This is a genomic window from Halomonas sp. 3A7M (genome assembly GCF_014897875.1).
Classification (GTDB): domain Bacteria; phylum Pseudomonadota; class Gammaproteobacteria; order Pseudomonadales; family Halomonadaceae; genus Vreelandella.
Genome location: NZ_JABUZD010000057.1, coordinates 1 through 21,517 on the forward strand (window position 1 = coordinate 1; position 21,517 = coordinate 21,517).

The 21,517-nt window shown below is 53.6% G+C and carries 19 protein-coding genes and 1 pseudogene; 13 read left to right on the top strand and 7 right to left on the bottom strand.

Going from position 1 to position 21,517, the window contains the following annotated elements; all coding sequences use genetic code 11:
* The first annotated feature begins 298 nt into the window (after window positions 1-298).
* The 4 genes from INT19_RS04860 to INT19_RS04875 all read left to right on the top strand — a co-directional run bounded on the left by INT19_RS04860 (window position 299) and on the right by INT19_RS04875 (window position 4,516).
* Window positions 299-1,078 carry a ThuA domain-containing protein gene (locus INT19_RS04860; RefSeq protein ID WP_193059919.1) on the top strand — a complete coding sequence of 260 codons (780 nt, stop codon included), beginning with the start codon at window positions 299-301 and terminating at the stop codon, window positions 1,076-1,078.
* A complete protein-coding gene (locus INT19_RS04865; protein ID WP_193059920.1) occupies window positions 1,075-2,124 on the top strand; it encodes a Gfo/Idh/MocA family protein in 1,050 nt (349 codons plus the stop codon). The genes INT19_RS04860 and INT19_RS04865 overlap by 4 nt, the downstream gene beginning before the upstream one ends.
* A gap of 60 nt (window positions 2,125-2,184) precedes the next feature.
* Window positions 2,185-3,447, top strand: a complete 1,263-nt coding sequence (locus INT19_RS04870; RefSeq protein WP_193059921.1) for an ABC transporter substrate-binding protein — start codon at window positions 2,185-2,187, stop codon at window positions 3,445-3,447.
* Window positions 3,448-3,523: 76 nt separating this feature from the next.
* Window positions 3,524-4,516: a LacI family DNA-binding transcriptional regulator gene (locus INT19_RS04875; RefSeq protein WP_193059922.1), complete on the top strand. Its 993-nt coding sequence runs from the start codon at window positions 3,524-3,526 to the stop codon at window positions 4,514-4,516.
* A gap of 4 nt (window positions 4,517-4,520) precedes the next feature.
* Here INT19_RS04875 and cdd read toward each other — a convergent pair whose 3' ends face one another.
* The 7 genes from cdd to INT19_RS04910 form a co-directional block, all read right to left on the bottom strand.
* A complete protein-coding gene (gene cdd, locus INT19_RS04880; RefSeq protein WP_193059923.1) occupies window positions 4,521-4,928 on the bottom strand; it encodes a cytidine deaminase in 408 nt (135 codons plus the stop codon).
* A gap of 23 nt (window positions 4,929-4,951) precedes the next feature.
* Entirely contained in the window at window positions 4,952-5,677 is a 726-nt protein-coding gene (gene deoD / locus INT19_RS04885; RefSeq protein ID WP_038482109.1) for a purine-nucleoside phosphorylase, read from the bottom strand.
* Window positions 5,678-5,731: 54 nt separating this feature from the next.
* Window positions 5,732-6,976 carry a phosphopentomutase gene (locus INT19_RS04890; protein WP_089038875.1) on the bottom strand — a complete coding sequence of 415 codons (1,245 nt, stop codon included), beginning with the start codon at window positions 6,974-6,976 and terminating at the stop codon, window positions 5,732-5,734.
* A complete protein-coding gene (gene deoA / locus INT19_RS04895; RefSeq protein ID WP_089038874.1) occupies window positions 6,976-8,328 on the bottom strand; it encodes a thymidine phosphorylase in 1,353 nt (450 codons plus the stop codon). Before deoA ends, INT19_RS04890 begins: the two co-directional genes overlap by 1 nt.
* The gene (deoC, locus tag INT19_RS04900; protein ID WP_193059924.1) at window positions 8,329-9,147 is read right to left on the bottom strand and encodes a deoxyribose-phosphate aldolase; all 819 of its coding nucleotides are present in this window, start codon (window positions 9,145-9,147) and stop codon (window positions 8,329-8,331) included.
* 83 nt (window positions 9,148-9,230) lie between these two features.
* The gene (locus tag INT19_RS04905) at window positions 9,231-10,514 is read right to left on the bottom strand and encodes a NupC/NupG family nucleoside CNT transporter (protein ID WP_193059925.1); all 1,284 of its coding nucleotides are present in this window, start codon (window positions 10,512-10,514) and stop codon (window positions 9,231-9,233) included.
* Between the two features lie 33 nt (window positions 10,515-10,547).
* The gene (locus INT19_RS04910; protein WP_193059926.1) at window positions 10,548-11,390 is read right to left on the bottom strand and encodes an outer membrane protein OmpK; all 843 of its coding nucleotides are present in this window, start codon (window positions 11,388-11,390) and stop codon (window positions 10,548-10,550) included.
* A 260-nt stretch (window positions 11,391-11,650) separates the two neighbouring features.
* On the opposite strand from INT19_RS04910, the gene INT19_RS04915 reads away from it, so the two are divergent.
* From INT19_RS04915 to INT19_RS04955, 9 genes and pseudogenes are all read left to right on the top strand, one after another.
* Window positions 11,651-12,418 (top strand): DeoR/GlpR family DNA-binding transcription regulator, encoded by a 768-nt coding sequence (locus tag INT19_RS04915; RefSeq protein WP_193059927.1) that lies wholly within the window; start codon window positions 11,651-11,653, stop codon window positions 12,416-12,418.
* A 273-nt stretch (window positions 12,419-12,691) separates the two neighbouring features.
* The gene (gene cyoA, locus INT19_RS04920) at window positions 12,692-13,744 is read left to right on the top strand and encodes a ubiquinol oxidase subunit II (protein WP_193059928.1); all 1,053 of its coding nucleotides are present in this window, start codon (window positions 12,692-12,694) and stop codon (window positions 13,742-13,744) included.
* Between the two features lie 2 nt (window positions 13,745-13,746).
* A pseudogene (gene cyoB / locus INT19_RS04925) lies at window positions 13,747-15,773 on the top strand (cytochrome o ubiquinol oxidase subunit I).
* Window positions 15,773-16,384, top strand: a complete 612-nt coding sequence (gene cyoC, locus INT19_RS04930; RefSeq protein WP_193059929.1) for a cytochrome o ubiquinol oxidase subunit III — start codon at window positions 15,773-15,775, stop codon at window positions 16,382-16,384. Before cyoB ends, cyoC begins: the two are co-directional and overlap by 1 nt.
* 1 nt (window position 16,385) lies before the next feature.
* Complete coding sequence (cyoD, locus tag INT19_RS04935) at window positions 16,386-16,715, top strand: cytochrome o ubiquinol oxidase subunit IV (protein WP_193059930.1); 330 nt, start codon at window positions 16,386-16,388, stop codon at window positions 16,713-16,715.
* Window positions 16,673-17,596: a heme o synthase gene (cyoE, locus tag INT19_RS04940; protein ID WP_193059931.1), complete on the top strand. Its 924-nt coding sequence runs from the start codon at window positions 16,673-16,675 to the stop codon at window positions 17,594-17,596. Before cyoD ends, cyoE begins: the two co-directional genes overlap by 43 nt.
* 221 nt (window positions 17,597-17,817) lie before the next feature.
* Window positions 17,818-19,599: a DUF4153 domain-containing protein gene (locus INT19_RS04945; RefSeq protein ID WP_193059932.1), complete on the top strand. Its 1,782-nt coding sequence runs from the start codon at window positions 17,818-17,820 to the stop codon at window positions 19,597-19,599.
* A gap of 315 nt (window positions 19,600-19,914) precedes the next feature.
* On the top strand, window positions 19,915-20,835 hold the full coding sequence (locus tag INT19_RS04950) for an EamA family transporter (RefSeq protein WP_089038864.1): 921 nt from the start codon (window positions 19,915-19,917) through the stop codon (window positions 20,833-20,835).
* A 117-nt stretch (window positions 20,836-20,952) separates the two neighbouring features.
* Window positions 20,953-21,462 carry a porin family protein gene (locus tag INT19_RS04955; RefSeq protein ID WP_193059933.1) on the top strand — a complete coding sequence of 170 codons (510 nt, stop codon included), beginning with the start codon at window positions 20,953-20,955 and terminating at the stop codon, window positions 21,460-21,462.
* Window positions 21,463-21,517: the final 55 nt, after the last annotated feature.

A 21,517-nucleotide genomic window follows, 5' to 3' on the forward strand; every position in this document is an offset into this window, starting at 1 on the left:
CCCAGGTCAACATGGATTCCCGCTAAGGGCCTGCGGGAATGACGGAGTGGCAGGGTCTGCGGGAATGACAGACTGGCAGGGTCTGCGGGAATGACGAGGGCGGCTCGGAGGGCTGGGGTGGAGTCATCGTCAGGCGCTTATTGAACAAAAAAACAGCCCATCGGCTAATGCGCACTCTTTTTACGAGCAAAAAGCGACTAAAGTTGCATTTAAGTAAACGTTTACTCTTTGCGAGTAAACGTTTACTTTAAGCCTCAGTTGTCATTTTTTAAGATGTTTTATTGCGCAAGGAGAATCTATGAGCATTAACGTGACCGTATGGGGGGAGAACGTCCACGAGCAGACCAATGACATCGTGGCGCGTATTTACCCTAAGGGTATGCACCAGTGCATCGCCGAAGGTTTAAACGAAGCAGAAGGTATCGATGCCACTGCTGTCACATTACAAGACCCAGAGCAGGGCTTGAGCGAAGCAATGCTTGAAAGCACCGATGTACTGCTATGGTGGGGCCACGCCGCCCATGGCGATGTGTTGGAGGAGACGGTTGATCGCGTTCAAAAACGCGTACTCCAGGGCATGGGGTTGATTGTGCTGCACTCGGGGCACTACTCGAAAATTTTTAAGCGCTTAATGGGCACTACGTGTTCACTCAAGTGGCGTGAAGCGGGCGAGCGGGAACGGCTGTGGGTAGTGAACCCAGGTCACCCGATTGTTCAGGGCTTGGGGGACTACATTGAGCTGCCCCATACCGAAATGTACGGCGAACCGTTTGCGGTGCCCAACCCCGATGAAGTGATCTTTATCAGTGCCTTTGAGGGGGGCGAGGTATTCCGCTCCGGCCTGACCTACAAACGTGGCAACGGCAAGATTTTCTACTTCCGCCCTGGCCATGAAACCTATCCGATTTATTACGATGCCCAGGTGAAAACCGTGTTGAAAAACGCCGTGAACTGGGCACGCCCGGAAGGCTCGCGATGGATCGACAGCTGCCCTAATGTGCCCGCTGACCAAGCGCCTAATCCGGTCGAGATTAAAGGCGAAAGCCTGCATAAACCCGGCGAGGAGGGCTTTAAATGATCCGTTTAGCGATAATTGGTGCAGGCAGCATGGCTGGCGAGCACGCCAAGCATTTTGGCCGTCTTGAAGGCATCGAAGTGATGGCTGTGTGCGACCGAGACCTTGCCAAAGCCCAGGCGTTTGCCGAGCATCATGGCATTGCCGACGTGTATCAAGACCTGGATGCCATGTTGGCTCGGGATGATATTCACGCGGTAAGTAACGTCACCCCTGATGGTGTTCACAAAGCCACGTCGCTGGCCGCCATTGCCGCAGGTAAGCATATTCTGTGTGAAAAACCGCTGGCGACAAATGCACAAGATGCCCATGAAATGGCGGCCGCTGCTCAGGCCGCTAACGTGATCAACATGGTCAACCTAAGCTACCGCGATGCCCCGGCGATTCAACACGCGCGTGCACTGATTGCGGGAGGGGCGATTGGTCAAGTTCGTCATGTCGATGCCAGTTATAGGCAAAGCTGGCTAGTGAGTAACGCCTGGGGGCGCTGGAATGAAGATAGCCAGTGGCTGTGGCGGCTTTCTGAAGCCCACGGCAGCAAAGGCGTATTAGGCGATGTTGGTGTGCATATTGTCGACTTTGCCAGCTTCCCTGTTGGCGACATTACCCGAGTAAACTGCGAGTTAACCTGCTTTGAAAAAGCCCCAGACAATCGCATTGGTGAGTATGTGCTGGATGCCAATGATACCGCGCTGATGAGAGTGTCATTTGCCAATGGTGCGAAAGGCACTATTCAGGCCACTCGCTGGGCAACAGGGCATCACAACTCGCTGGCGCTGAGTGTGCACGGCGATAAAGGCGCGATTCGTATTGACCTGGACGCCTCAAAAGAGGATGTGCAGGTATGTCTCGATGATGACGTACATCCTGCCCGCTGGAGCACTGTGAAAGCACCGTCCACGCCGAGTATTTACCAGCGCTTCGTCGAGAGCATTCGTAGTGGCAATAACGATCAACCGGATTTTGCCCGCGGCGCGGCGATTCAAACCGTGCTCGATGCCTGTTTCGTATCAAGCCAGGAAGACCGCAGCCTAGCGATTGCCAGCTAGGTGGATGGCTCGACCCTTTAACTAGCTCCCTACCTACCAATAACAATAGAGGTGAATGCTATGCGTCACTACCTGCGCTCGTCAGCGATACTGTTTGCCCTGCTGCCCACAACGCTGCCTGCCATGGCGGCTGAAATTACCATTGCCTGTGGCGATGGTGGGGCGGCAGATTTTTGCCCAACCCTGGCAGAACGGTGGGCCGATGCTAATGGTCACCAAGTGAATATCGTCACCACCCCGGCATCACCCACTGAGAAGTTGTCGCTTTATCAGCAACTATTAGGCAGCCAATCGCAAGATGTGGATGTGCTGATGGTGGATATTGTGTGGCCAGGGCTACTTGCCGACCATTTGGTTGACCTAAATGACTACCTGCCGGAAGGCGCGGCTGACGGCTTTATTCCTTCGCTGATGGATAACAATACCGTGCAGGGCAAGCTGGTGGCGTTGCCGTGGTTTACGGATGCAGGGTTGCTCTATTACCGCCAGGACTTGTTGGACAAGTACGACGCTGAAGTGCCGCAAACCTGGCAGGCGTTGACGGACACTGCGCGACATATCCAGCAATCTGAGCGCGACGCAGGTAATGCGCGCATGCATGGGTTTGTGTTCCAAGGGCGAGCCTATGAAGGGCTGACCACCAATGCATTGGAGTGGATAGCCAGCCACGGTGGCGGCACTTTTGTGGATGCCGGTGGGCAAGTCACCATCAATAACCCCCAAGCAGTAGAGGCCATTGCGCTAGCAGCCTCTTGGGTGGGGGACATCAGTCCTGAGGGCGTGCGCAACTATATGGAAGAAGAAGCTCGCGGGGTGTTCCAATCGGGTAACGCCGTGTTTATGCGTAACTGGCCCTATGCCTGGTCGTTGGGGCAGGCCGATGGTACACCCATTCAAGGCAAGTTTGGCGTCGCGCCGTTACCCCGCGGGCCCGAAGGGCAGTCTGTCGCGACGCTTGGCGGCTGGAACTGGGCGGTTTCACGCTACTCAGAGCATCCTGATATCGCCGCTGACCTAGTGGCTTATCTCGCCGCTGAGGAGCAGCAGAAAGCTCACGCCATTGAGTTTGGTCGAAACCCGACGCGGCCTGTGCTCTATGAAAATGCCGAGGTGCTGGAAGCCCACCCGTTTATTGGCGAACTTTATGCAACCGTTATGAACGGTGTGCCACGTCCTGCAAGCGTTACTGGAGAAGCGTATCCGCGGGTGTCTAACGCCGTGTTCAACCGTGTGCATGACGCCCTATCCGGTGATATTTCCCCCGAACAAGCAATTCAGCAGCTCGATAGCGAGCTTGCCCGCATAGGTAGGCGTGGTTGGTAGCTGGATTTGCCGCAATGCTCAGCGATTTTCGGCACAATTTTTGGCACAATCATAAGCTGAATCGCTGAGGCATGGCATGAAACAGACCAAACAGAGCGCTCAAACGGCGACCATACGCGAAATAGCCCGGCGGGCCGATGTCTCTATTGCTTCGGTCAGCCGGGCACTTAATGGTAAGCCAGGGCTAAGTGACGCGTTGCGGGAAAAAATTCTTACCATCAGCCGCGAAGTGGCGTACCAGCCCAGCGCAGCGGCCAGGCAACTGATTAGTGGCAAGGCCGCAGTGGTAGGAATTTCCCTGGGGCGCCAGGATATCGAGCTGCGTCCTTACTATATTCTGCTTTACCAACACTTAACCGTCGCACTACACCAGCAGGGCATGGTGCCGATCTTTTTCCATCACGATCAGACGGCAGAGCTACCAGAACGGGCGGGCGCGGCTATTCTGCTGGGGGAAACCTCTGAGGATGAGCGTCCCAGCTTGCTAGAAAATGCCGGCGTGCCGTTTGTGCGCATTGGCAACCCAGGGCAAGGATTTTCGGTCGCACCGGATGATGCCCAGGGGGTTTATGAAATGACGCACCACCTTATCGCTCAGGGACGTCGGCAGCTTGCTTTTGTCGGTGGTGAGCTGGAAATGCCGGGGCCTCATAGCCGTTTAGAGGGTTACCGACGGGCGCTGGATGAAGCCGAGCTTTCTGAGCAACTAATTAGCCTGCCACATCGGTTTAGCTCAGACTCACTGACCAGTTATCGTTATTTAAATCGTTTGTTGGCGGAGACCACAAATGGCCAAGCCCCGCCATTTGATGCATTAGTATGCGCCACCGACGAGCTGGCTTTGGGCTGCGTTGCTGCGCTGGAAGACAGGGGGATTGACGTGCCTCGCCAAGTCGCAGTGACCGGTTTTGATGACCTGCCAGCGCTTGCCTCTGGGTTAACAACCATTCGTCAAGATATCGCAGCGATTGCGGCAATGAGCGTGGAGCTGCTGGGTGAAGCGCTAGCAAGCAAAGCGCCCCGGCATGTATCGTTGCCGGTGACGCTCGTCATGCGGGAAACAGGGTGAACGCTTAACGCGGTGGCAGTTGCTCAGGGCCGAAGGCATCGGGAAGCAGCGTTGCCATGGTATAGGTTTTTAGCACGTCGCCCTGGTGTGAAAGCACCATAATTTGCGTTTCTGGGGTGGCGAATTCACGAATGCGCTGGCGGCAGTCGCCGCAGGGTGTACACAGGTGCTCGCCTGGTCCCATCACGTACACCTTGGCAAGCTCACGCTGGCCAGCGGTGATCATGGCGGAAATCGCCGAGGCTTCCGCGCACAGCCCTTTGTAGTGCGCCACTTCCACGTTAGCGCCTGCAAACTGCTGGCCATCCGGGCACTCCATTACCGCGGCGACTGGATGATTGGAGTAGGGCGCATAAGCGTTGTCCAAGGTGGTCAGCAGCGTATCAACCAGTGCCTTATCCGCTTGGCTCATGGCGTTATCCTCATAAATGGCTATTAGGCCTTAGCGGCGTCGTCGCGTAGTACTGTGTCTAGCGCAATCGTCATCATGTCATTGAAGGTGGTCTGGCGGTCGGCGCTGGAGAGCGACTCGCCTTTCAGAATATGGTCGGACACCGTACAGATGGTTAGCGCGCGGGCACCAAACTCTGCTGCAACACCGTAAAGGCCTGCTGCTTCCATTTCCACACCCACGATGCCGTAGCGCTTGAGCAGTTCGGCCATATCGGTCTGCGGGTTATAGAACAGGTCTGCTGAGAAGATATTGCCGACTTTTACCGGCACATTCTGCGCCTTGGCGGCAGCAACGGCGTGGCTTGTTAGCTCAAAGTCAGCAATGGCCGAGAAGTCGTGGTCATTAAAGCGCATACGGTTCACTTTGGAATCGGTGCAGGCACCCATGCCAATAACCACGTCACGCACGTTGACGTCGTCGCGCACTGCGCCGCAGGAACCCACACGAATAATCGATTTAACGCCGTAGTCGGTAATCAGCTCTTTGGCATAAATAGACACCGACGGAATGCCCATGCCGTGGCCCATGACCGAAATTTCGCGGCCCTTGTAAGTACCGGTGTAGCCGAACATGCTGCGTACATCGTTCACCTGACGAACATTTTCCAGGTAGGTGTCGGCGATGTACTTGGCGCGCAGCGGGTCGCCGGGCATCAGAACGGTATCCGCGAAATCGCCCATTTCAGCATTGATATGTGGTGTTGCCATAAAACGCTCCTATTGATCGTTTTTTAATCAGATTAATTCGCTCAACGCTGCGGTTCAGGCAGCGTTAGGTAAAAAGCTCTTGCCGTCTTCCATCGCTTCAACGGCGAAGAAGGCGGCTAATGTCTGGCCGATATCGGCAAAGGTGTCGCGCTCGCCTAGCGGGCCGGGGGCAAACCCTGCGCCATGCACCATCACCGGCACATATTCGCGGGTGTGTTCGGTGCCTTCCCAGCTGGGGTCGCAACCGTGGTCGGCGGTGAGCAGCAACAGGTCATCGTCGTTGAGTGCGGCAAGCAGTTCCGGCAGGCGGGCATCGAAATGCTCAAGTGCGGCGGCGTAGCCCGGCACGTCACGGCGGTGGCCGTAAACCGAATCAAAATCAACAAAGTTGGTCATGATCATGGTTGGGCGGTCGCTGGTTTCTTTCGCGGTGCGGGCTACTTCGGCGAGCGTGGCTTCCATCAGGGCGTCGTGGCCGCTGGCTTTGACCTTATGGGTAATGCCGCAATGCGCGTAAATGTCCGCGATCTTGCCAATCGAGACCACTTCGCCGCCGGCATCGGCCAGTTTCTGCAATACGGTGGGGCTGGGCGGCTCAACGCTGTAGTCACGGCGGTTGCCGGTGCGGGCAAAACTGGTGCTGTCATCGCCGTTAAACGGGCGGGCAATCACACGGCCAATGTTGTAGGGCTCGAGAAGCTCGCGCACGGTTTCGCACAGCGCGTAGAGGCGCTCTAAGCCAAAGTGCTCCTCGTGGGCGGCAATCTGAAACACCGAATCTGCCGAGGTATAAACGATGGGCTTGCCGGTGGCTATGTGCTCTTCACCCAGACGGGCGATGATCTCGGTGCCCGAAGCGTGGCAGTTGCCAATCACCCCAGTGAGGCCGGCTTCTTGCACGATGGCGTCGAGCAGTTCAAGGGGGAAGCTGTTGGTTTTATCAAGAAAATAACCCCAGTCAAAACGCACTGGTACGCCAGCAATTTCCCAGTGGCCGGAGGGAGTGTCCTTGCCGCTGGAGATCTCCTTGGCGTGGGCGTACGCACCTGTTAATTGAGCTGGCAGGTTAACGCCTTCGGCGACGCTTCCCGTTGCATCGCGGTGGGCGTAGAACAGGCCAAGCGCCGCCATGTTGGGCAGTTTTAGGGGGCCTGAGCGCTCAGCGGTATCGGCGTTACCGCGGGCGCAGGCGGCAGCGATGTGGCCCAGGGTGTCAGCACCCTGGTCGCCGAATTTATCAGCATCGGGGGCGCTACCGATCCCAAACGAATCAAGGACTAATACAATCGCACGACGCATTAGGCTTCTCCTCGGAAGGTGTCTTGAAGCAGTGTGTCCGCTGCGGCAGGCTCTTCGCTAAGGGTCATGGCGGCACGCAACTGAGCAGCGGCACGCTTGGCCGCATCTTCACTGCGGGCGTGAACGATGGCTAACGGACGCTGGCTATCGACACGGTCGCCAATCTCGACAATATCGCTAAAACCGACGCTGTGATCGACGCTAGCGTCGTTGCGCAGGCGGCCACCGCCTAGCTCGACGACGCTCATACCGACGGCACGGGTGTCGATACGCTGTACGATGCCACTCTGCTCAGGGTACACCGGCTGAATAACCGGTGCGGTGGCCAAGTAGCTATCCGAGCGTTCCATAAAGTCGGCGGGACCGCCCAGCTCGCGTACCATGCGGGCGAAGACTTCGGCTGCTGCACCCGAGGTGAGCGCTTTTTCCAGCTTAGTTAGGGCTTCTTCACGGTTGTTGACCAGTTTGCCAGCGATCAGCATTTCCACCGCCAGTTCGCGGGTGACCTGCATAACGCGACTGTTGGCACGTTCGCCGCGCAGTAGGGCCAGGGTCTCGACGATTTCGACCGCGTTGCCAGCGCAAGGGGCCAACGGCTGGCTCATGTCGGTGAGCAGAGCTGTGGTTGGGGTGCCGGCTTGGGTTGCCACGTTGGCGATGCTTTTGGCTAGCTCGCGGGATTTTTCCGGCGTGGGCATAAAGGCGCCGCTGCCAACCTTAACGTCCATCACTAAGGCATCTAAACCAGAGGCCAGTTTTTTACCCAGAATAGAGGCGGTAATCAGTGGAATGGACTCCACGGTGGCGGTCACATCACGCACGCCGTAAATGCGTTTATCGGCGGGGGCCAGATTGCCGGTTTGGCCGATAATCGCTACACCGGTTGATTTCACCACACTGCTAAAGCGTTCCGGCGCTGGGTAGGGGTCGTAACCGGGGATCGATTCCAGCTTGTCCAGCGTGCCGCCGGTGTGGCCAAGGCCACGACCTGAAATCATCGGCACAAAGGCGCCGCAAGCGGCGACCCAGGGGCCGAGCACCAACGACACTAAATCACCAACGCCGCCGGTAGAGTGTTTATCGACAATCGGGCCGGGCAGGTTGAGGGAGTCCCACTGCATGACATGGCCAGAGTCGCGGGTCGCCGTGGTCAGGGCGACGACTTCTTCACGGCTCATGCCGTTTAAGAACACCGCCATGGTGAAGGCGCCAATCTGGGCGTCGCTGATGCGATCATCGGCAATGCCTTGTACGAAGGCTTTGATCTCTTCCGCGGGTAGCGGCTGATTATCGCGCTTCAGGCGGATCAGTTCCTGGGGTAGGAGAGCGTGATGAGAAGCGGTAGATGACATTTAGTAGCCTCCGTTAGTAGTGGCGAGCGATGCGGTTTGTGGGGCGCCGCTTAGCGTATTCAATAAATTACCCAGCAGGCTGGAGGCACCAAACCGGAAGTGCTCAGGCGTTATCCACTGCGCGCCCATAATGTTCGTAGCAAGTGCTAGGTACTCGGCGGCTTCTTCAGTGGTGCGCACGCCACCGGCGGCTTTAAACCCGACATCTTCACCGCTGGCTTTAATCGCGTTGAGCATGATCTCAGCGGCTTCCAGGGTGGCGTTTGTGTCGACCTTGCCTGTCGATGTTTTAATAAAGTCAGCGCCGCCTTCAATCGCCAGTTCACTGGCACGCTTGATAAGCGCGGGATCTTTGAGTTCGCCCGATTCAATGATGACTTTTAAGCGTGCTTGACCAGCGCAGGCGGCTTTACACATTTCGACCAGCTCTAGGCCAATTGCTTCATCGCCTGCCATCAATGCGCGGTAGGGGAAGACCACATCGACTTCATCGGCACCGGAAGCGACAGCGTCGCGGGTTTCACGGGCGGCGCCCATGATGTCGTCACCACCGTCTGGGAAGTTGGTAACCGTGGCAATTTTAACGTGGTCATTGAGCTTGTGAGCGGTTAGTGCACGCTGCGCGGTAACCACAAATTGCGGATAAACGCATACCGCTGCTGGGTTGCCAAAGGGTGTTTTAAGTTGCTGGCAGAGCGCTTCAATCGTGCTATCGGTGTCGCTGTCGTTCAGGCTCGTTAGATCCATGAGGGTGAGTGCTTGACGGGCAGCTTGGGTAAGTTGGGCTTGAGTGTGCTGAGAGGAGGCAGTCGCAGTCATGGAGTTCTCGCAAATTAATAAAAGACAAAACGGGCCCTGCGTGAAAACAGCAGCGCCCGTTGCAAAGTGTCGTGCTCGCTGCGTTAAGCCGTGGCGCTACTCAACGCAATAAAGAAGCCTGCAATTGAGGCCGACATTAGGTTAGAGAGTGTACCGGCCAATACGGCCTTCACGCCAAAACGGGCAATCTCTTTACGGCGTGTAGGGGCAATGCTGCCTAAGCCGCCCAGCAAAATAGCAATCGAGGACAGGTTGGCAAAGCCACATAACGCAAAGGAAAGAATCGCCATGGTGTGTGGAGTCATCATTTGACCCGTGGCGGCCACTACCTGTTCCCCATCAATGTAGGGAGCCAAGTTGATAAAGGCGACAAACTCATTCACCACCAGTTTTTGACCGATAAACGAACCCGCCAGGGTAGCTTCTTCCCAAGGGACGCCAAGCAAGAAGGCAAGCGGCGCAAACAGCCAGCCAAGAATCAGTTCAAGGCTGAGTGATTCAAAGCCAAACCAACCGCCAACGCCGCCTAGAATTCCGTTAATCAGGGCAATAAGCGCAATAAACGCGAGCAGCATGGCACCCACATTAGCGGCAAGTTTCATGCCTGACGTAGCGCCCGCTGCGGCGGCATCCAATACGTTGGCGGGTTTGTCTTCCTGCTCTTTAAGCTCTTCTTCTACTCTAGAAACGCTGTCGCTATCGGTCGCGTCTTGAGTTTCAGGCATGATTAATTTGGCGAACAGTAGGCCGCCCGGTGCCGCCATAAACGAAGCGGCGACCAAGTATTCCATGGGAATACCCAAGGCGGCGTAGCCCGCCAGTACCGAACCAGCCACCGATGCTAAGCCACCGCACATCACCGCAAATAGCTGCGAAGGCGTCATGCGGGCGATAAACGGACGTACCACCAGCGGCGCTTCGGTTTGGCCAACAAAGATATTTGCCGTGGCAGAAAGAGATTCGGTGCGAGAAGTGCCAAGTGCTTTTTGCAGTGCGCCGCCTAAAATCCGAATGACCCACTGCATAATGCCTATGTAGTAAAGTACTGCGATGAGTGACGAGAAAAAGATAATCACGGGCAGTACTTTTATGGCAAAAACAAAGCCGACGTTATCGACATCGGCTAAGCCGCCAAACAGAAAGCCAATGCCGTCATTGGCGTAGACCAATACTTGGCTAACACCAGACGAAATGGCTTGCAGAACTGCTTGGCCAAAGGGCACATAAAGCACAAATGCACCGATACCTGCCTGAATGGCAAATGCACCAAGCACGGTGCGCAGCCGGATGGATTTACGGTCGTAAGAGAAGATAAGTGCGATGGTTACCAGTGTAACCATGCCTACCAAGCTCATGATGAGAGTCATGTGGGTACCTTCCGAGCGTGTGAAGTGGAGCGATTACAGTAAGTTTAATTTTACTGAGTAAATCATCGCATTTTGGTAAGCGTTCGGGGTACCCAGCTTATTGTCTGAGTAGCGATACTGCACGCCAGTGGTAATTAGCTCAGAAGGATGCCACCACAAGCTAAGCGCGCCGTTGGTGCCTACGCTCCCCGCTTTATCACCTACGTAGTTTTGTTCCAGGTACTCGTCGTCACGGCCAAAGGTTTGTTCATGCCAGTTGGTGACGCTGAAGTTCTGGTTGAGCGCTGAGAAGTCATAACCTGCTACCCAGCCTGCCATAAAGCCGTTCATGCCAGTGTAGCTGTCGCTCTGCACACGTGCTGCGCCAATAAACGGTTTAAACCATAGGCCATTGTCGAACGTCGTGCGGTAGCCGAGGCCGAGAATTTGATCCTGCTCGCGAGCGTTGAAACCATAATCGCGGAAGTCGTACAGGTGCGCGTAGATTGATAGCGGGCTGTCGCCGAGATAAATATGCGATGTGACTTTTCCAGCGGTACGAAAGTTGTCTTTACCACCGCTTGATTCGTCAAACTGATCGTTGGTTGGGTTCTCGAAATCGAAGAAACCGTAGAATTCGCCCCAGCTGTAACCGACGCCGCCTTCGATTTCGACAAACGTGAAGTCGCTTTTTGCTGCGTTACTAGCGGTACGCGCTTCAGTACCGTTAGACCAATCCAAGTAGTTCACCGAAACGTTGGCAAACGACCAAAGGGGCGTCGTTGGTGACGCGGGGGTGTCGTTTGCTAACGCTGGCGTTACCAGCGCAGCGCTAGCCAGCAAAACGCCAGCGCCAAGCGTGACGAAAGAAGAACGAGAAGGGGTGTGAGCAGTCATGGAAGCCTCAACAGGGTTGTTATGAGTCGTGTGGGCTGGTGTTGATGTTAAAATTATAACATTTAGTGTTATTTTTTTAACGTTGATTTGCAAGTATTAGCCCATCAACGCTTTGTATATGTGATATGACTCTCAAATAGTCGAAGAGCAGTGTCTGACAGTGGAAATATAATGAGGGCTGGCTCAGCATAGGCCTTGGATACCCACTAACCGCTGATAACAAATAACGCCTGAACTTGGGATTAAAGGAGAGGTTTGCCATGAATGACCGAAGCGCTCAGCGTTTGGCAATGTTGCAAGAAGCGCTTGCCAGCGGGGGGACATTGCATCTGCGCGATGCTGCTGAGCTGTGCGGTGTTTCTGAAATGACGATCCGTCGGGACGTTACTACGCAGCCTTCGGCGATTAGCTTGTTGGGCGGTCGGTTGGTCATGGCAAACTACCCTGGCGTAACACCGGTGTACGATCTGACTGAGCAACAGGCCAGCCATTATCAGATTAAGCACCGCCTCTGTCAGCGAGTTGCCAGCTTTATCGAAGACGGCGATACGCTATTCATTGACTGCGGTTCAACACTGATTCCTTTACTTAGTCAGTTAAGCCATTTCCGCGAGCTCACTGTGGTGACGTATGCCCTTAACGTGGCTAACTCAGTGGCCGCGCTGCCTAATGTGCGGTTAGTGCTGCTAGGGGGACTGTTTTATGCCTCATCACAATCGTTTGGTAGTGATGGTATGCGTGCTGCGATTGAGCGTTTAGGCATTAATAAAGCATTGATCTCTGCCGCAGGAGTGGACTGCGAGCGTGGGGTTAGTTGTTTCCATTTTCATGAAGTAGCGCCAAAACAGGCTGCCATTGCAACGGCTATGCAGCGCCTGTTGATTGTTGATGCCAGCAAATTTGGTTTAGTGCGCCCAGCCTATTTTGCCGCGTTATCCGATTTCGATATTGTCGTGACCGACGATGACAGTGCGTCGAAAGTTCAAGATTGTCTTCCTCATGCATCACCCAGTGTGACAGTCGCTTAACACACTATTGAGCATTCGGGGTGCGGCAAAGCGTCTCTTTCTGATTGATCCAGATCAATAGAAAATACTTTAGTCTTAGTTTATGCGCGCGTGGCGTGTATTGGCTATGACTCGCTACCAATCCCTTCGGTAGCGCATATTTTTCCCGGAGCAACGCATACGTACTCACTGTTCTGGGAAAAGTATGGGGTGTTAGTTAGCGGGCTATTTAGCTAGCTATTCAGCTGGTCAAATAGTGCGCTGTTTTGGACAACTCTCTGACGAGATCACACCATGCAACGACATACCCTCTGGCGCAGGCGAGGCACATTCGTGCTCGTCATGTTGTGCCTGTTGTTAACGGGCTGCAGTTCTGCATTGTTGGATCCCAAAGGGCAGATTGGCGTTGAGCAACGCTCGCTAATACTGACCTCATTTGGGCTGATGCTAATTGTAGTGATTCCAGTGATAGTGATGACGCTGCTGTTTGGTTGGCGTTATCGGCGCAGCAATCGCAATGTTGCTAAATACCTACCCGACTGGGCGCACTCTAATGCGATTGAAGTCGCGGTATGGACAGTGCCTTGTTTAATCATCGCTGTCTTAGCGTTTCTTACCTGGAAAACCTCCCATAGTTTAGATCCCCATAAGCCCATCGAAAGCGATACCGCCGCAATGGAAATCCAAGTGGTAGCGCTGGACTGGAAATGGCTGTTCATCTACCCCGAACAAGGCATTGCCAGTGTCAACGAGCTTGCCTTTCCTGTGGATACACCGGTGCGTTTTCGAGTCAGCTCTGGCTCTGTGATGAATGCGTTCTTTATTCCGCGCTTAGGCAGCCAAATTTATGCCATGGCGGGTATGGATAACGATGTTCATCTAATTGCAGACGACGTCGGCGTTTATCCAGGCCGTTCCACAAATTACAGCGGTGCTGGCTTCTCAGGAATGACCTTCGATGCTCACGTTACCACCCCAGAAGAATTTGAGGCGTGGGTTGAAAACGTGCGGGCTTCCAATGAAACCCTGACCTATCCCGACCGTTATAGCGATTTAGCCAAACCGAGTGAATACCACCCGGTCGAGTACTTCTCTGAGGTATCTCCGGCGCTCTATACGTCGATTCTGACCAGCTTTCATACCGGTGGCAGTGGGCACGGTGGTCATGGCGACCATGTTAACCACGAAGCCGTCAGTGATGTTGACGATAGCCACGGCGAGTCTGGCGAGCTAGAAAGCGCAGGCGCTACCCATCATCAGGCCGCGTTTGGCCACGTTACCAATCAGCATGCTAGTGAGGATCACGCGATGAGCGGCCATCCCACAAGCGTTGAAGCGGGGGGTTAAGCATGTTTGGAAAACTGACATTAGAGTCGATTCCGTATCACGAACCGATCATTATGATCGTTGCCGCCATGATGGCGATTGGCGGTGCTGCGCTTATCGGCGCATTAACCTATTACCGAAAGTGGGGCTGGCTGTGGAGCGAGTGGTTTACCTCCGTTGATCACAAAAAGCTCGGTATTATGTATTTTGTGGTTGCCTTGGTGATGCTGCTACGCGGCTTTGCTGATGCCATTATGATGCGTACCCAGTTGGCTATGGCGGCTGGTGGGGCCGCGGGTTACCTCCCTCCTGAACACTATGATCAGATCTTTACCGCCCATGGCGTGATTATGATCTTTTTCGTTGCGATGCCCATGGTCATCGGCTTGATGAATCTGGTGGTGCCGCTGCAAATTGGCGCACGCGACGTTGCTTTTCTTTCTTGAATAACCTGAGCTTTTGGCTGTTCGCGGTGTCCGCGATTCTAGTTAATATTTCCCTTGTAGTAGGAGAATTCGCCAAAACTGGCTGGCTCGCTTATGCGCCACTTTCGGGGATAGAGTTTAGCCCTGGTGTGGGGGTCGACTATTGGATATGGGCGTTACAAATATCCGGCATAGGGACGACGCTCACCGGGATTAATTTCTTTGTCACAATCCTGAAAATGCGCACCAAAGGCATGACCATGTTCCGCATGCCTATTTTTACCTGGACATCGCTTTGTGCCAACGTCCTGATTATTGCCTCTTTCCCGATTCTTACCGCGACCATCGCGCTGTTAACCCTAGACCGCTACTTCGGCATGCACTTCTTCACCAATGATTTTGGCGGCAACATGATGATGTACGTCAACCTCATCTGGGCCTGGGGGCATCCGGAAGTGTATATCCTGATCCTGCCAGCCTTCGGCGTGTTCTCTGAAGTGATCGCGACCTTCGCGCGTAAGCGTTTGTTTGGTTACACCACCATGGTATGGGCCACAGTGGCGATCACGCTGCTGTCGTTTATTGTCTGGTTGCACCACTTCTTCACCATGGGGGCTGGTGCAAACGTCAACGCCTTCTTCGGCATTATGACGATGATTATTGCCATTCCTACCGGGGTGAAAGTATTCAACTGGCTGTTCACTATCTTCCGCGGCAGCCTGGAGCTGACCTCGCCGGTGCTATGGACCTTAGGCTTTATTATTACTTTCACTTTAGGCGGTATGACCGGCGTGATGCTGGCGCTACCCGCTGCCAACTTTGTATTGCATAACAGCCTGTTCGTGATTGCCCACTTCCACAACGTGATTATTGGTGGCGTGGTGTTTGGCATGATGGCGGGCTTAACGTACTGGTTCCCCAAAGCATTCGGCTTCACGCTTAGCGAGAAGTGGGGCAAGCGTTCATTCTGGTGTTGGTTTATTGGCTTCTATGTCGCCTTTATGCCGCTCTATGTGTTGAGCTTCTTTGGTGCGGTGCGCCGCATGCAGTCCTACGCCAACCCAGAGTGGCAGTCGTGGATGATCCTGGCCTGGGTAGGTGCCGTCATCATCATGATGGGCATTGCCTGCACCATTATTCAGTTCTGGGTGAGCATTCGTGACCGCAAGCTGAATGCCGATGTGACTGGCGACCCATGGGATGGCCGTACATTGGAGTGGTCAACGTCATCACCAGCACCGTTCTACAACTTTGCCCGTTTGCCTGAAGTTGGCGATATCGACAGTTTCTGGTCGCAAAAACAGCGTAGCAACGAACAGTTGGATGAAGCGCCTTATACCGATATCCACATGCCTCGTAATACCGTGGCAGGGCCGATCATCAGCTTGTTTGCCCTGGTACTTGGTTTTGCACTGGTATGGCATATCTGGTGGCTAGCCGCGGCGGGTGCGCTTGGCGTAGTCATCAGCTTCTTAGCGCGTGTTTTCAACGATGATATCGACTACTACGTGCCTGCCGCAGAAGTGGAGCGGATTGAGCGTGAGCACCAGCAGCGCAAAACCACCCCGACCGCCAGTGACTCAACTGATAGTAAGCAGACAAACTATGCGGAGGCGCGAGCGTAATGGCTACCGATACCCTACACCATGGCGCAACGTCTGAGCCCCATGAGCACCATGATGCCAGCGGCACCAAATTATTCGGCTTTTGGGTCTATCTAATGAGCGATCTGGTGATCTTCGGGTCACTGTTTGCTACCTACGCCGTGCTCATGAAGGGCATGGCGGGCGGCCCGACGGCGGCAGATATTTTCGAGCTACCTTTCGTGCTCGTCGAAACTTTCTTACTGCTGTTTAGTAGCTTTACTTTCGGCATAGGCGTGTTGGCCATGAATGCTGAGCGCATTGGCCAAGTAAAGGCGTGGTTAGCGATAACCTTCCTGCTGGGCGCGGCGTTTGTTGGCATGGAAGTTTATGAGTTCCAGCACTTGATTCATCAAGGGTATGGGCCCGATCAGAGTGCGTTTCTCTCGTCGTTTTTCACCCTGGTGGGCACTCACGGGCTGCACGTGACCGTTGGTTTGGTATGGATCCTCGTCATGTTGGTGCAGCTTTCTACCAAAGGGCTAACACCGATGACTCGCCCTAGAATTCTGTGCCTAAGCCTATTCTGGCACTTTCTGGATATCGTCTGGATCTGTGTTTTCTCGTTCGTTTATTTAATGGGAGTGCTGTGAGATGAGCCATTCTTCATCTAATTCAACTTCTTCCCATGGCAGCGTTAAATCGTATGTGACTGGGCTTCTGCTATCTTTAGTGCTAACCGTGATTCCATTCGCGGTCGTGATGAGCGGTGCACTAAGCACCGTCACGACGGTGGTCGTTATCGCAGTAACAGCCGTGCTGCAGATTTTGGTTCAGCTGGTCATGTTTATGCATATGAACACCAACGCCGACGAAGGGTGGAACGTGATGTCTTTCGTTTTCACGCTGACGATACTTGTCTTGGTGGTAGGGGGCTCTTTATGGATCATGCAGCATCTGCATCTCAACATGATGATCGGTTAACGGTGGTGCCTAGCCGTTGGCGTGACCTACTCGCGCTAACAAAGCCAGGCATTATTGGCGGCAATCTCATTGCAACCTTAGGCGGTTATTTTTTAGCCGCCCACGGTACCTTTGATTGGGTCACGTTTAGTACGGTCATGTTGGGTATTGCACTGGTCATTGCGTCTGGCTGCGCCTGTAATAACGTTATTGACCGTGATATCGATGCTTTGATGGCGCGTACGCGCCATCGCCCTCTGGCCAAAGGACGTATCTCTATTACTCAGGCATTAGGCGTTTCGGCGCTGCTTGGGGTAGCGGGCGTGGTGTGTTTGGCGCTGGGCACCAACGGCTTAACCGTGGCATTAGCGGTGATCGGCTGGGGCGTTTACGTTGGGCTGTACAGCCTTTATATGAAGCGACACTCTGAATACGGCACGTTGGTGGGCAGCCTTTCTGGGGCGATGCCGCCGGTTGTTGGTTATTGTGCGGTGACGGGGCAGTTTGATAGCGGTGCTTTCATGCTGCTGGTCATCTTCTGCCTTTGGCAGATGCCGCATTCGTATGCCATTGCGATTTTTCGCTATGCGGATTATCGCCGGGCATCGATTCCAGTGCTGCCGGTGGTGCATGGTATCAAACGGGCAAAACACCACATCTTGGGCTACATCGTCGCGTTTATTCCTGCGTCGCTCGCCTTGGTGCTAGCCAGTCAAGCGGGTACGGGCTACCTCTGCGTTGCATTAGCAATGGGCGGCTACTGGCTGTACTTAGCGCTGTGTGGTTTTCGACTGGGTGATGACGTACGCTGGGCCAAAAAGGTGTTCGGTGTATCGATTCTGACGATTACCGCAATGAGCTTAGTGATGGTGTTGGAAGCCATGGTGCCTATGTGGGCCTGACAGGTAATTCTTACACACGTTAATTCGCTAAATAAAATAGCCCCAGGCAGTGCCTGGGGCTATTTTTCTATGTGGAGTCACGGTCAGTAATGACTTAAGACGTGGTGCAATTGTTAATTGATATTGGCCACCCATGAATAACGTCTACCTGCGATTATTGGTATTCTGAGCCGACTAATGACGTGATATCACGTTCGCCACCTGCCCCTCAGAGAATTATCATGGATGATAACCGTCTAAGCGCCTTGGATCGTAGCACCAGCATTGGGTTGATTCTTATTGCCCTGTTTCAGGGGGTTGCACTCTACGCGTTGCATCTGGCTGTTGAACATACACACTGGCTAGCCACTGACCAACGCTGGCTAAGCGCACTTTATTCCATCACTATCGTGGTACCTGCCTTTTACCTGATTAGCATGGTGCGACTGCGGGATCGTATCAATTTAATACCGCTGTTGTTGACGCCTCTGCTGTTTTGGATGGGGTGGCACCTTGGTTGGGCAACCTCTATGCCGGAAGCGCCTTACCGGAATACATCACCCCTGATGGCTTCCTTTAGTATGACTGTGGGGGTGGCTATGCTCATCCTTGCTCTGTTCTTTAGAAGCAGTGCTTCCAGTGGCACATGGCCAAAAGCCTATCAACCATTGCTGAATTACTCATGGGAATTCGCCCTGACAATTGCCCAGGTCAGTCTGTTTATAGGGGTGTTTTGGGTAATTTTGGGGCTATGGGGAGCGCTTTTTACTGCCATCGGCATAGACTTTTTTGAACGTGTTTTTTATAAGCCGGTGTTTGTCTATCCGGTTACCTGGTTGATGCTCGGTATCGCCGTGGTGATGATTCGCAACCGGTTCCGCTTTCTTGCCAGCGTAAGGCTGATGTGTGAAGCGCTTATCAAGACACTTTTGCCGTTAGTTGCCTTGGTCATCCTGCTATTCTTCACCGTGCTGATGTGGACAGGGTTAGAACCCATATGGGATACAGGCAAGGCAGCGCAAATCCTTATGGCGCTGATGTTAACCTTGCTACTGTTCTTTAACGCTGTATTCCATCAAACCCATAGCAACTCTCCTTACCCTGGTTGGCTACGCAATACGGTTTTGGTGGCGGTCGTACTCCTGCCAATTGGCAGCCTATTGGCGGCTTGGGCACTATGGCTGCGTATCGACCAGTATGGGCTCAGTTTGGACCGGTTATGGGCTGGACTGCTGCAAGCATTGGTGGCGACTTTTACCTTCAGTTACAGCGTGATAATACTTTGGCGCCGAAAAGCAGCGTTACCCGGTATTCACCGCGTCAATAGGTGGCTGGCTCTTCTGGTGGCCAGTGTGCTGATACTGGTTAATACGCCACTGGCTGACATGAGCCACTGGTCTGCCCAGCATCAGGTAAAGCGATTATTGGATGGGCACACAGCAGTGGAAGATTTTGATTTCGACTATGTGCTCTATCGACTTGGGCGGCCCGGCAACCTAGCTCTGCAAGAGCTGGCCGAGAGCGAGTTTGCCCAGACGCATCCTGAGCTGAAACGTCGTGTCGAGTTTCACATAAAGCAAGCTCAATCCGGTAACACCGAGTCTCTGTTGGATACTAACGATCTAGCCCAACAGTTTCGTATAAGGCCTGAGACGGCTACGATGCCCGAGTCTTTACTGGTGCTGCTGGCTAAACAGGATTTGATGTGCTTGAACCAGCCGGATCCTTGCAGAGCGGTTCGTATTGACGATGACCCGAGTATCCAGTGGCTGATTTACGACCAATACACCTTTCAAGCGAAGGCCTACGCCGAGCGCAATCAGGCCTGGCATTGGGTAGGTGATTTAGTGTCGTTGGGTAGCGAGCAGAAACATCATGCCGAAGAGTGTCTACATAGCTACTCGTATAGCAAATTACAGCGTATACCTGAATCTTTGAATATCTATCGAACCGGCTCCTGTTTACACTTTTTACGGCCCTCTCTTGAGTTTGTCAGGCAGCAATTATCAACCGCTGAGAACTAGCTTGATGTGAAGGGGGGATAGCGCCGACCTGGGTAGCCTGGGAAATAGGTTATTAACTTCCTCCCGTTTCGGCATCATGGTTCCCGGTCCCTGAGGGGCACCATCAATCAATGCATCGTTGATAGAAGAGCCATAGTTAATGACCAGCATCGGTGTGCTCATGACAACCTTTGTAAAGTAGTTAGCGTAAAAGTGGTTTAGACCTTGGTATGATATGCTGCGCTGCATGATATTAGCGCGGTATTGCGTTAGCCTTCAGCATAAAATGTCGTCATCCTGCTGTTTAATCTACTTATCGTGAGCCGTTTTGTTCCTATGCCTTCTACCTCGTTACCAACGCTACTGCCTCGCCACCTAGCCATTTTTCTGATGATGTCGGTGGCTACCATGTTCGCAGCTAACCACGTTTCCGCGCGGCTTGCGTTTGATAATGGTACTGGCTTACTTCTTGCGGTATTGATGCGTTCTGGCGTGGCGTGTTTGATTTTACTGACGCTGGTCGTGGTTCAAAAAAAGCGGCTTTGGCTACCGCCCGGCACATGGCCATGGCAGTTGGCAGTAGGGCTTCTGATTGCCATTCAAAGCGTGAGCCTTTATTCAGCGGTTGCACGTTTGCCAGTGGTCATTGCTCTGTTGCTGGTCAACACCTTTCCTATTCAATTAGCGCTGTTAAGTTGGGCGTTGGGCGGACCTCGGCCTTCGCTGCGCAGTTGCCTGATTATGGGCACTATTTTGATTGGGCTGCTAGTGGTGCTCGATATACCGAGTTGGTTCGCGGATGCCAATGCCATGGGGCCTGAGTGGTTGGTTGGTATTGGGTTTGGGTTAAGTGCCGCTTTTGCGTTTGCTTGCGCGCTTTGGGTCACTGAGCATCGATTGGCAGGGGTTGGCAGCACCTTACGTAGCCTGCTGACCATGCAAACGGTGTTTATTGTCATGATCGTTGGTGGGGTGCTGGGGGCGGTTCCTGGGGGAATGAGCTTGCCAGATAACAGCGCAGGCTGGACAGGACTAGCCTTGTTAGCTTTGCTATACGGTAGTGCTTTTTCCCTACTGTTTATTTTTGTGCCACGCCTGGACATGGCGCGCAATGCTCCGGTGATGAACTTCGAGCCAGTAGCGTCTTTACTACTTGGTTATATCGTTCTAGGTCAGATGCTAAGCCCAAGCCAACTCGTAGGTGGGGCAGTGGTCGTTGGCGGCATTGTTGTGCTCAGTCTTTCGAAAGGTAGGTAAGTAGGAGGGGAAAAAGGAAACTGTGTGCAAGTTGGGCTGGCAGATTGCGTTCTCCTAAAGTATAAGCCAAAATTAAAAAGTGTAAGGAAACGCTGTTTTTTAACTGAGGTTTAACTTATGAAGATGACCGTATTATCACTCACCTCTGCCGCTCTTTTAGTTGGTGCGGGTACGTTCGCGGCATCGGCTCAAGCGCAACAATCCTTCCAGTACCCACAAGGATATGTGGGCGGCGATGCCATGTTTTGGAGCCTGAACCCAGAAAGAGGCTCTTCACGCGATGACGTTGGTTTGCGTCTCCGTGGTGGGGCACAGTTCAATGACTATTTTGCCTTAGAAGGTCATTTGGGGACAGGTGGTTCAGATGGTGGTGCCGAGCTAAATCACGTTGCGGGTGCTTATGCGAAAGGTATCGTACCCATTGCTCCAGAAGTGCGTTTGTATGGCTTAGCGGGCTTCACAGAGGTTGATATTAATAGCGACCGTGAAACCGGTTTCTCCTACGGTGCCGGTGCGGAAATGGATATCAGTTCCAATGTATCGGTAGGCGCTGACTACATGCGCTACCTGGATAAATCTGCCTATGATTTTGATGCTGCCAGTGTAGGCCTAAAGTACCGTTTTTAAGGCAATCGCCTAACACTTAATTAACCTATCAGCAGAAATAAAGCCCTATTGCTAA

Bases quoted from the DNA above. Each gene is read 5' to 3' on its own strand.
- INT19_RS04860 (WP_193059919.1), top strand. From the start codon at position 299: ATGAGCATTAACGTGACCGTATGGGGGGAGAACGTCCACGAGCAGACC.
- INT19_RS04865 (WP_193059920.1), top strand. From the start codon at position 1,075: ATGATCCGTTTAGCGATAATTGGTGCAGGCAGCATGGCTGGCGAGCAC.
- INT19_RS04870 (WP_193059921.1), top strand. From the start codon at position 2,185: ATGCGTCACTACCTGCGCTCGTCAGCGATACTGTTTGCCCTGCTGCCC.
- INT19_RS04875 (WP_193059922.1), top strand. From the start codon at position 3,524: ATGAAACAGACCAAACAGAGCGCTCAAACGGCGACCATACGCGAAATA.
- cdd (WP_193059923.1), bottom strand. From the start codon at position 4,928: ATGAGCCAAGCGGATAAGGCACTGGTTGATACGCTGCTGACCACCTTG.
- deoD (WP_038482109.1), bottom strand. From the start codon at position 5,677: ATGGCAACACCACATATCAATGCTGAAATGGGCGATTTCGCGGATACC.
- INT19_RS04890 (WP_089038875.1), bottom strand. From the start codon at position 6,976: ATGCGTCGTGCGATTGTATTAGTCCTTGATTCGTTTGGGATCGGTAGC.
- deoA (WP_089038874.1), bottom strand. From the start codon at position 8,328: ATGTCATCTACCGCTTCTCATCACGCTCTCCTACCCCAGGAACTGATC.
- deoC (WP_193059924.1), bottom strand. From the start codon at position 9,147: ATGACTGCGACTGCCTCCTCTCAGCACACTCAAGCCCAACTTACCCAA.
- INT19_RS04905 (WP_193059925.1), bottom strand. From the start codon at position 10,514: ATGACTCTCATCATGAGCTTGGTAGGCATGGTTACACTGGTAACCATC.
- INT19_RS04910 (WP_193059926.1), bottom strand. From the start codon at position 11,390: ATGACTGCTCACACCCCTTCTCGTTCTTCTTTCGTCACGCTTGGCGCT.
- INT19_RS04915 (WP_193059927.1), top strand. From the start codon at position 11,651: ATGAATGACCGAAGCGCTCAGCGTTTGGCAATGTTGCAAGAAGCGCTT.
- cyoA (WP_193059928.1), top strand. From the start codon at position 12,692: ATGCAACGACATACCCTCTGGCGCAGGCGAGGCACATTCGTGCTCGTC.
- cyoC (WP_193059929.1), top strand. From the start codon at position 15,773: ATGGCTACCGATACCCTACACCATGGCGCAACGTCTGAGCCCCATGAG.
- cyoD (WP_193059930.1), top strand. From the start codon at position 16,386: ATGAGCCATTCTTCATCTAATTCAACTTCTTCCCATGGCAGCGTTAAA.
- cyoE (WP_193059931.1), top strand. From the start codon at position 16,673: ATGGATCATGCAGCATCTGCATCTCAACATGATGATCGGTTAACGGTG.
- INT19_RS04945 (WP_193059932.1), top strand. From the start codon at position 17,818: ATGGATGATAACCGTCTAAGCGCCTTGGATCGTAGCACCAGCATTGGG.
- INT19_RS04950 (WP_089038864.1), top strand. From the start codon at position 19,915: ATGCCTTCTACCTCGTTACCAACGCTACTGCCTCGCCACCTAGCCATT.
- INT19_RS04955 (WP_193059933.1), top strand. From the start codon at position 20,953: ATGAAGATGACCGTATTATCACTCACCTCTGCCGCTCTTTTAGTTGGT.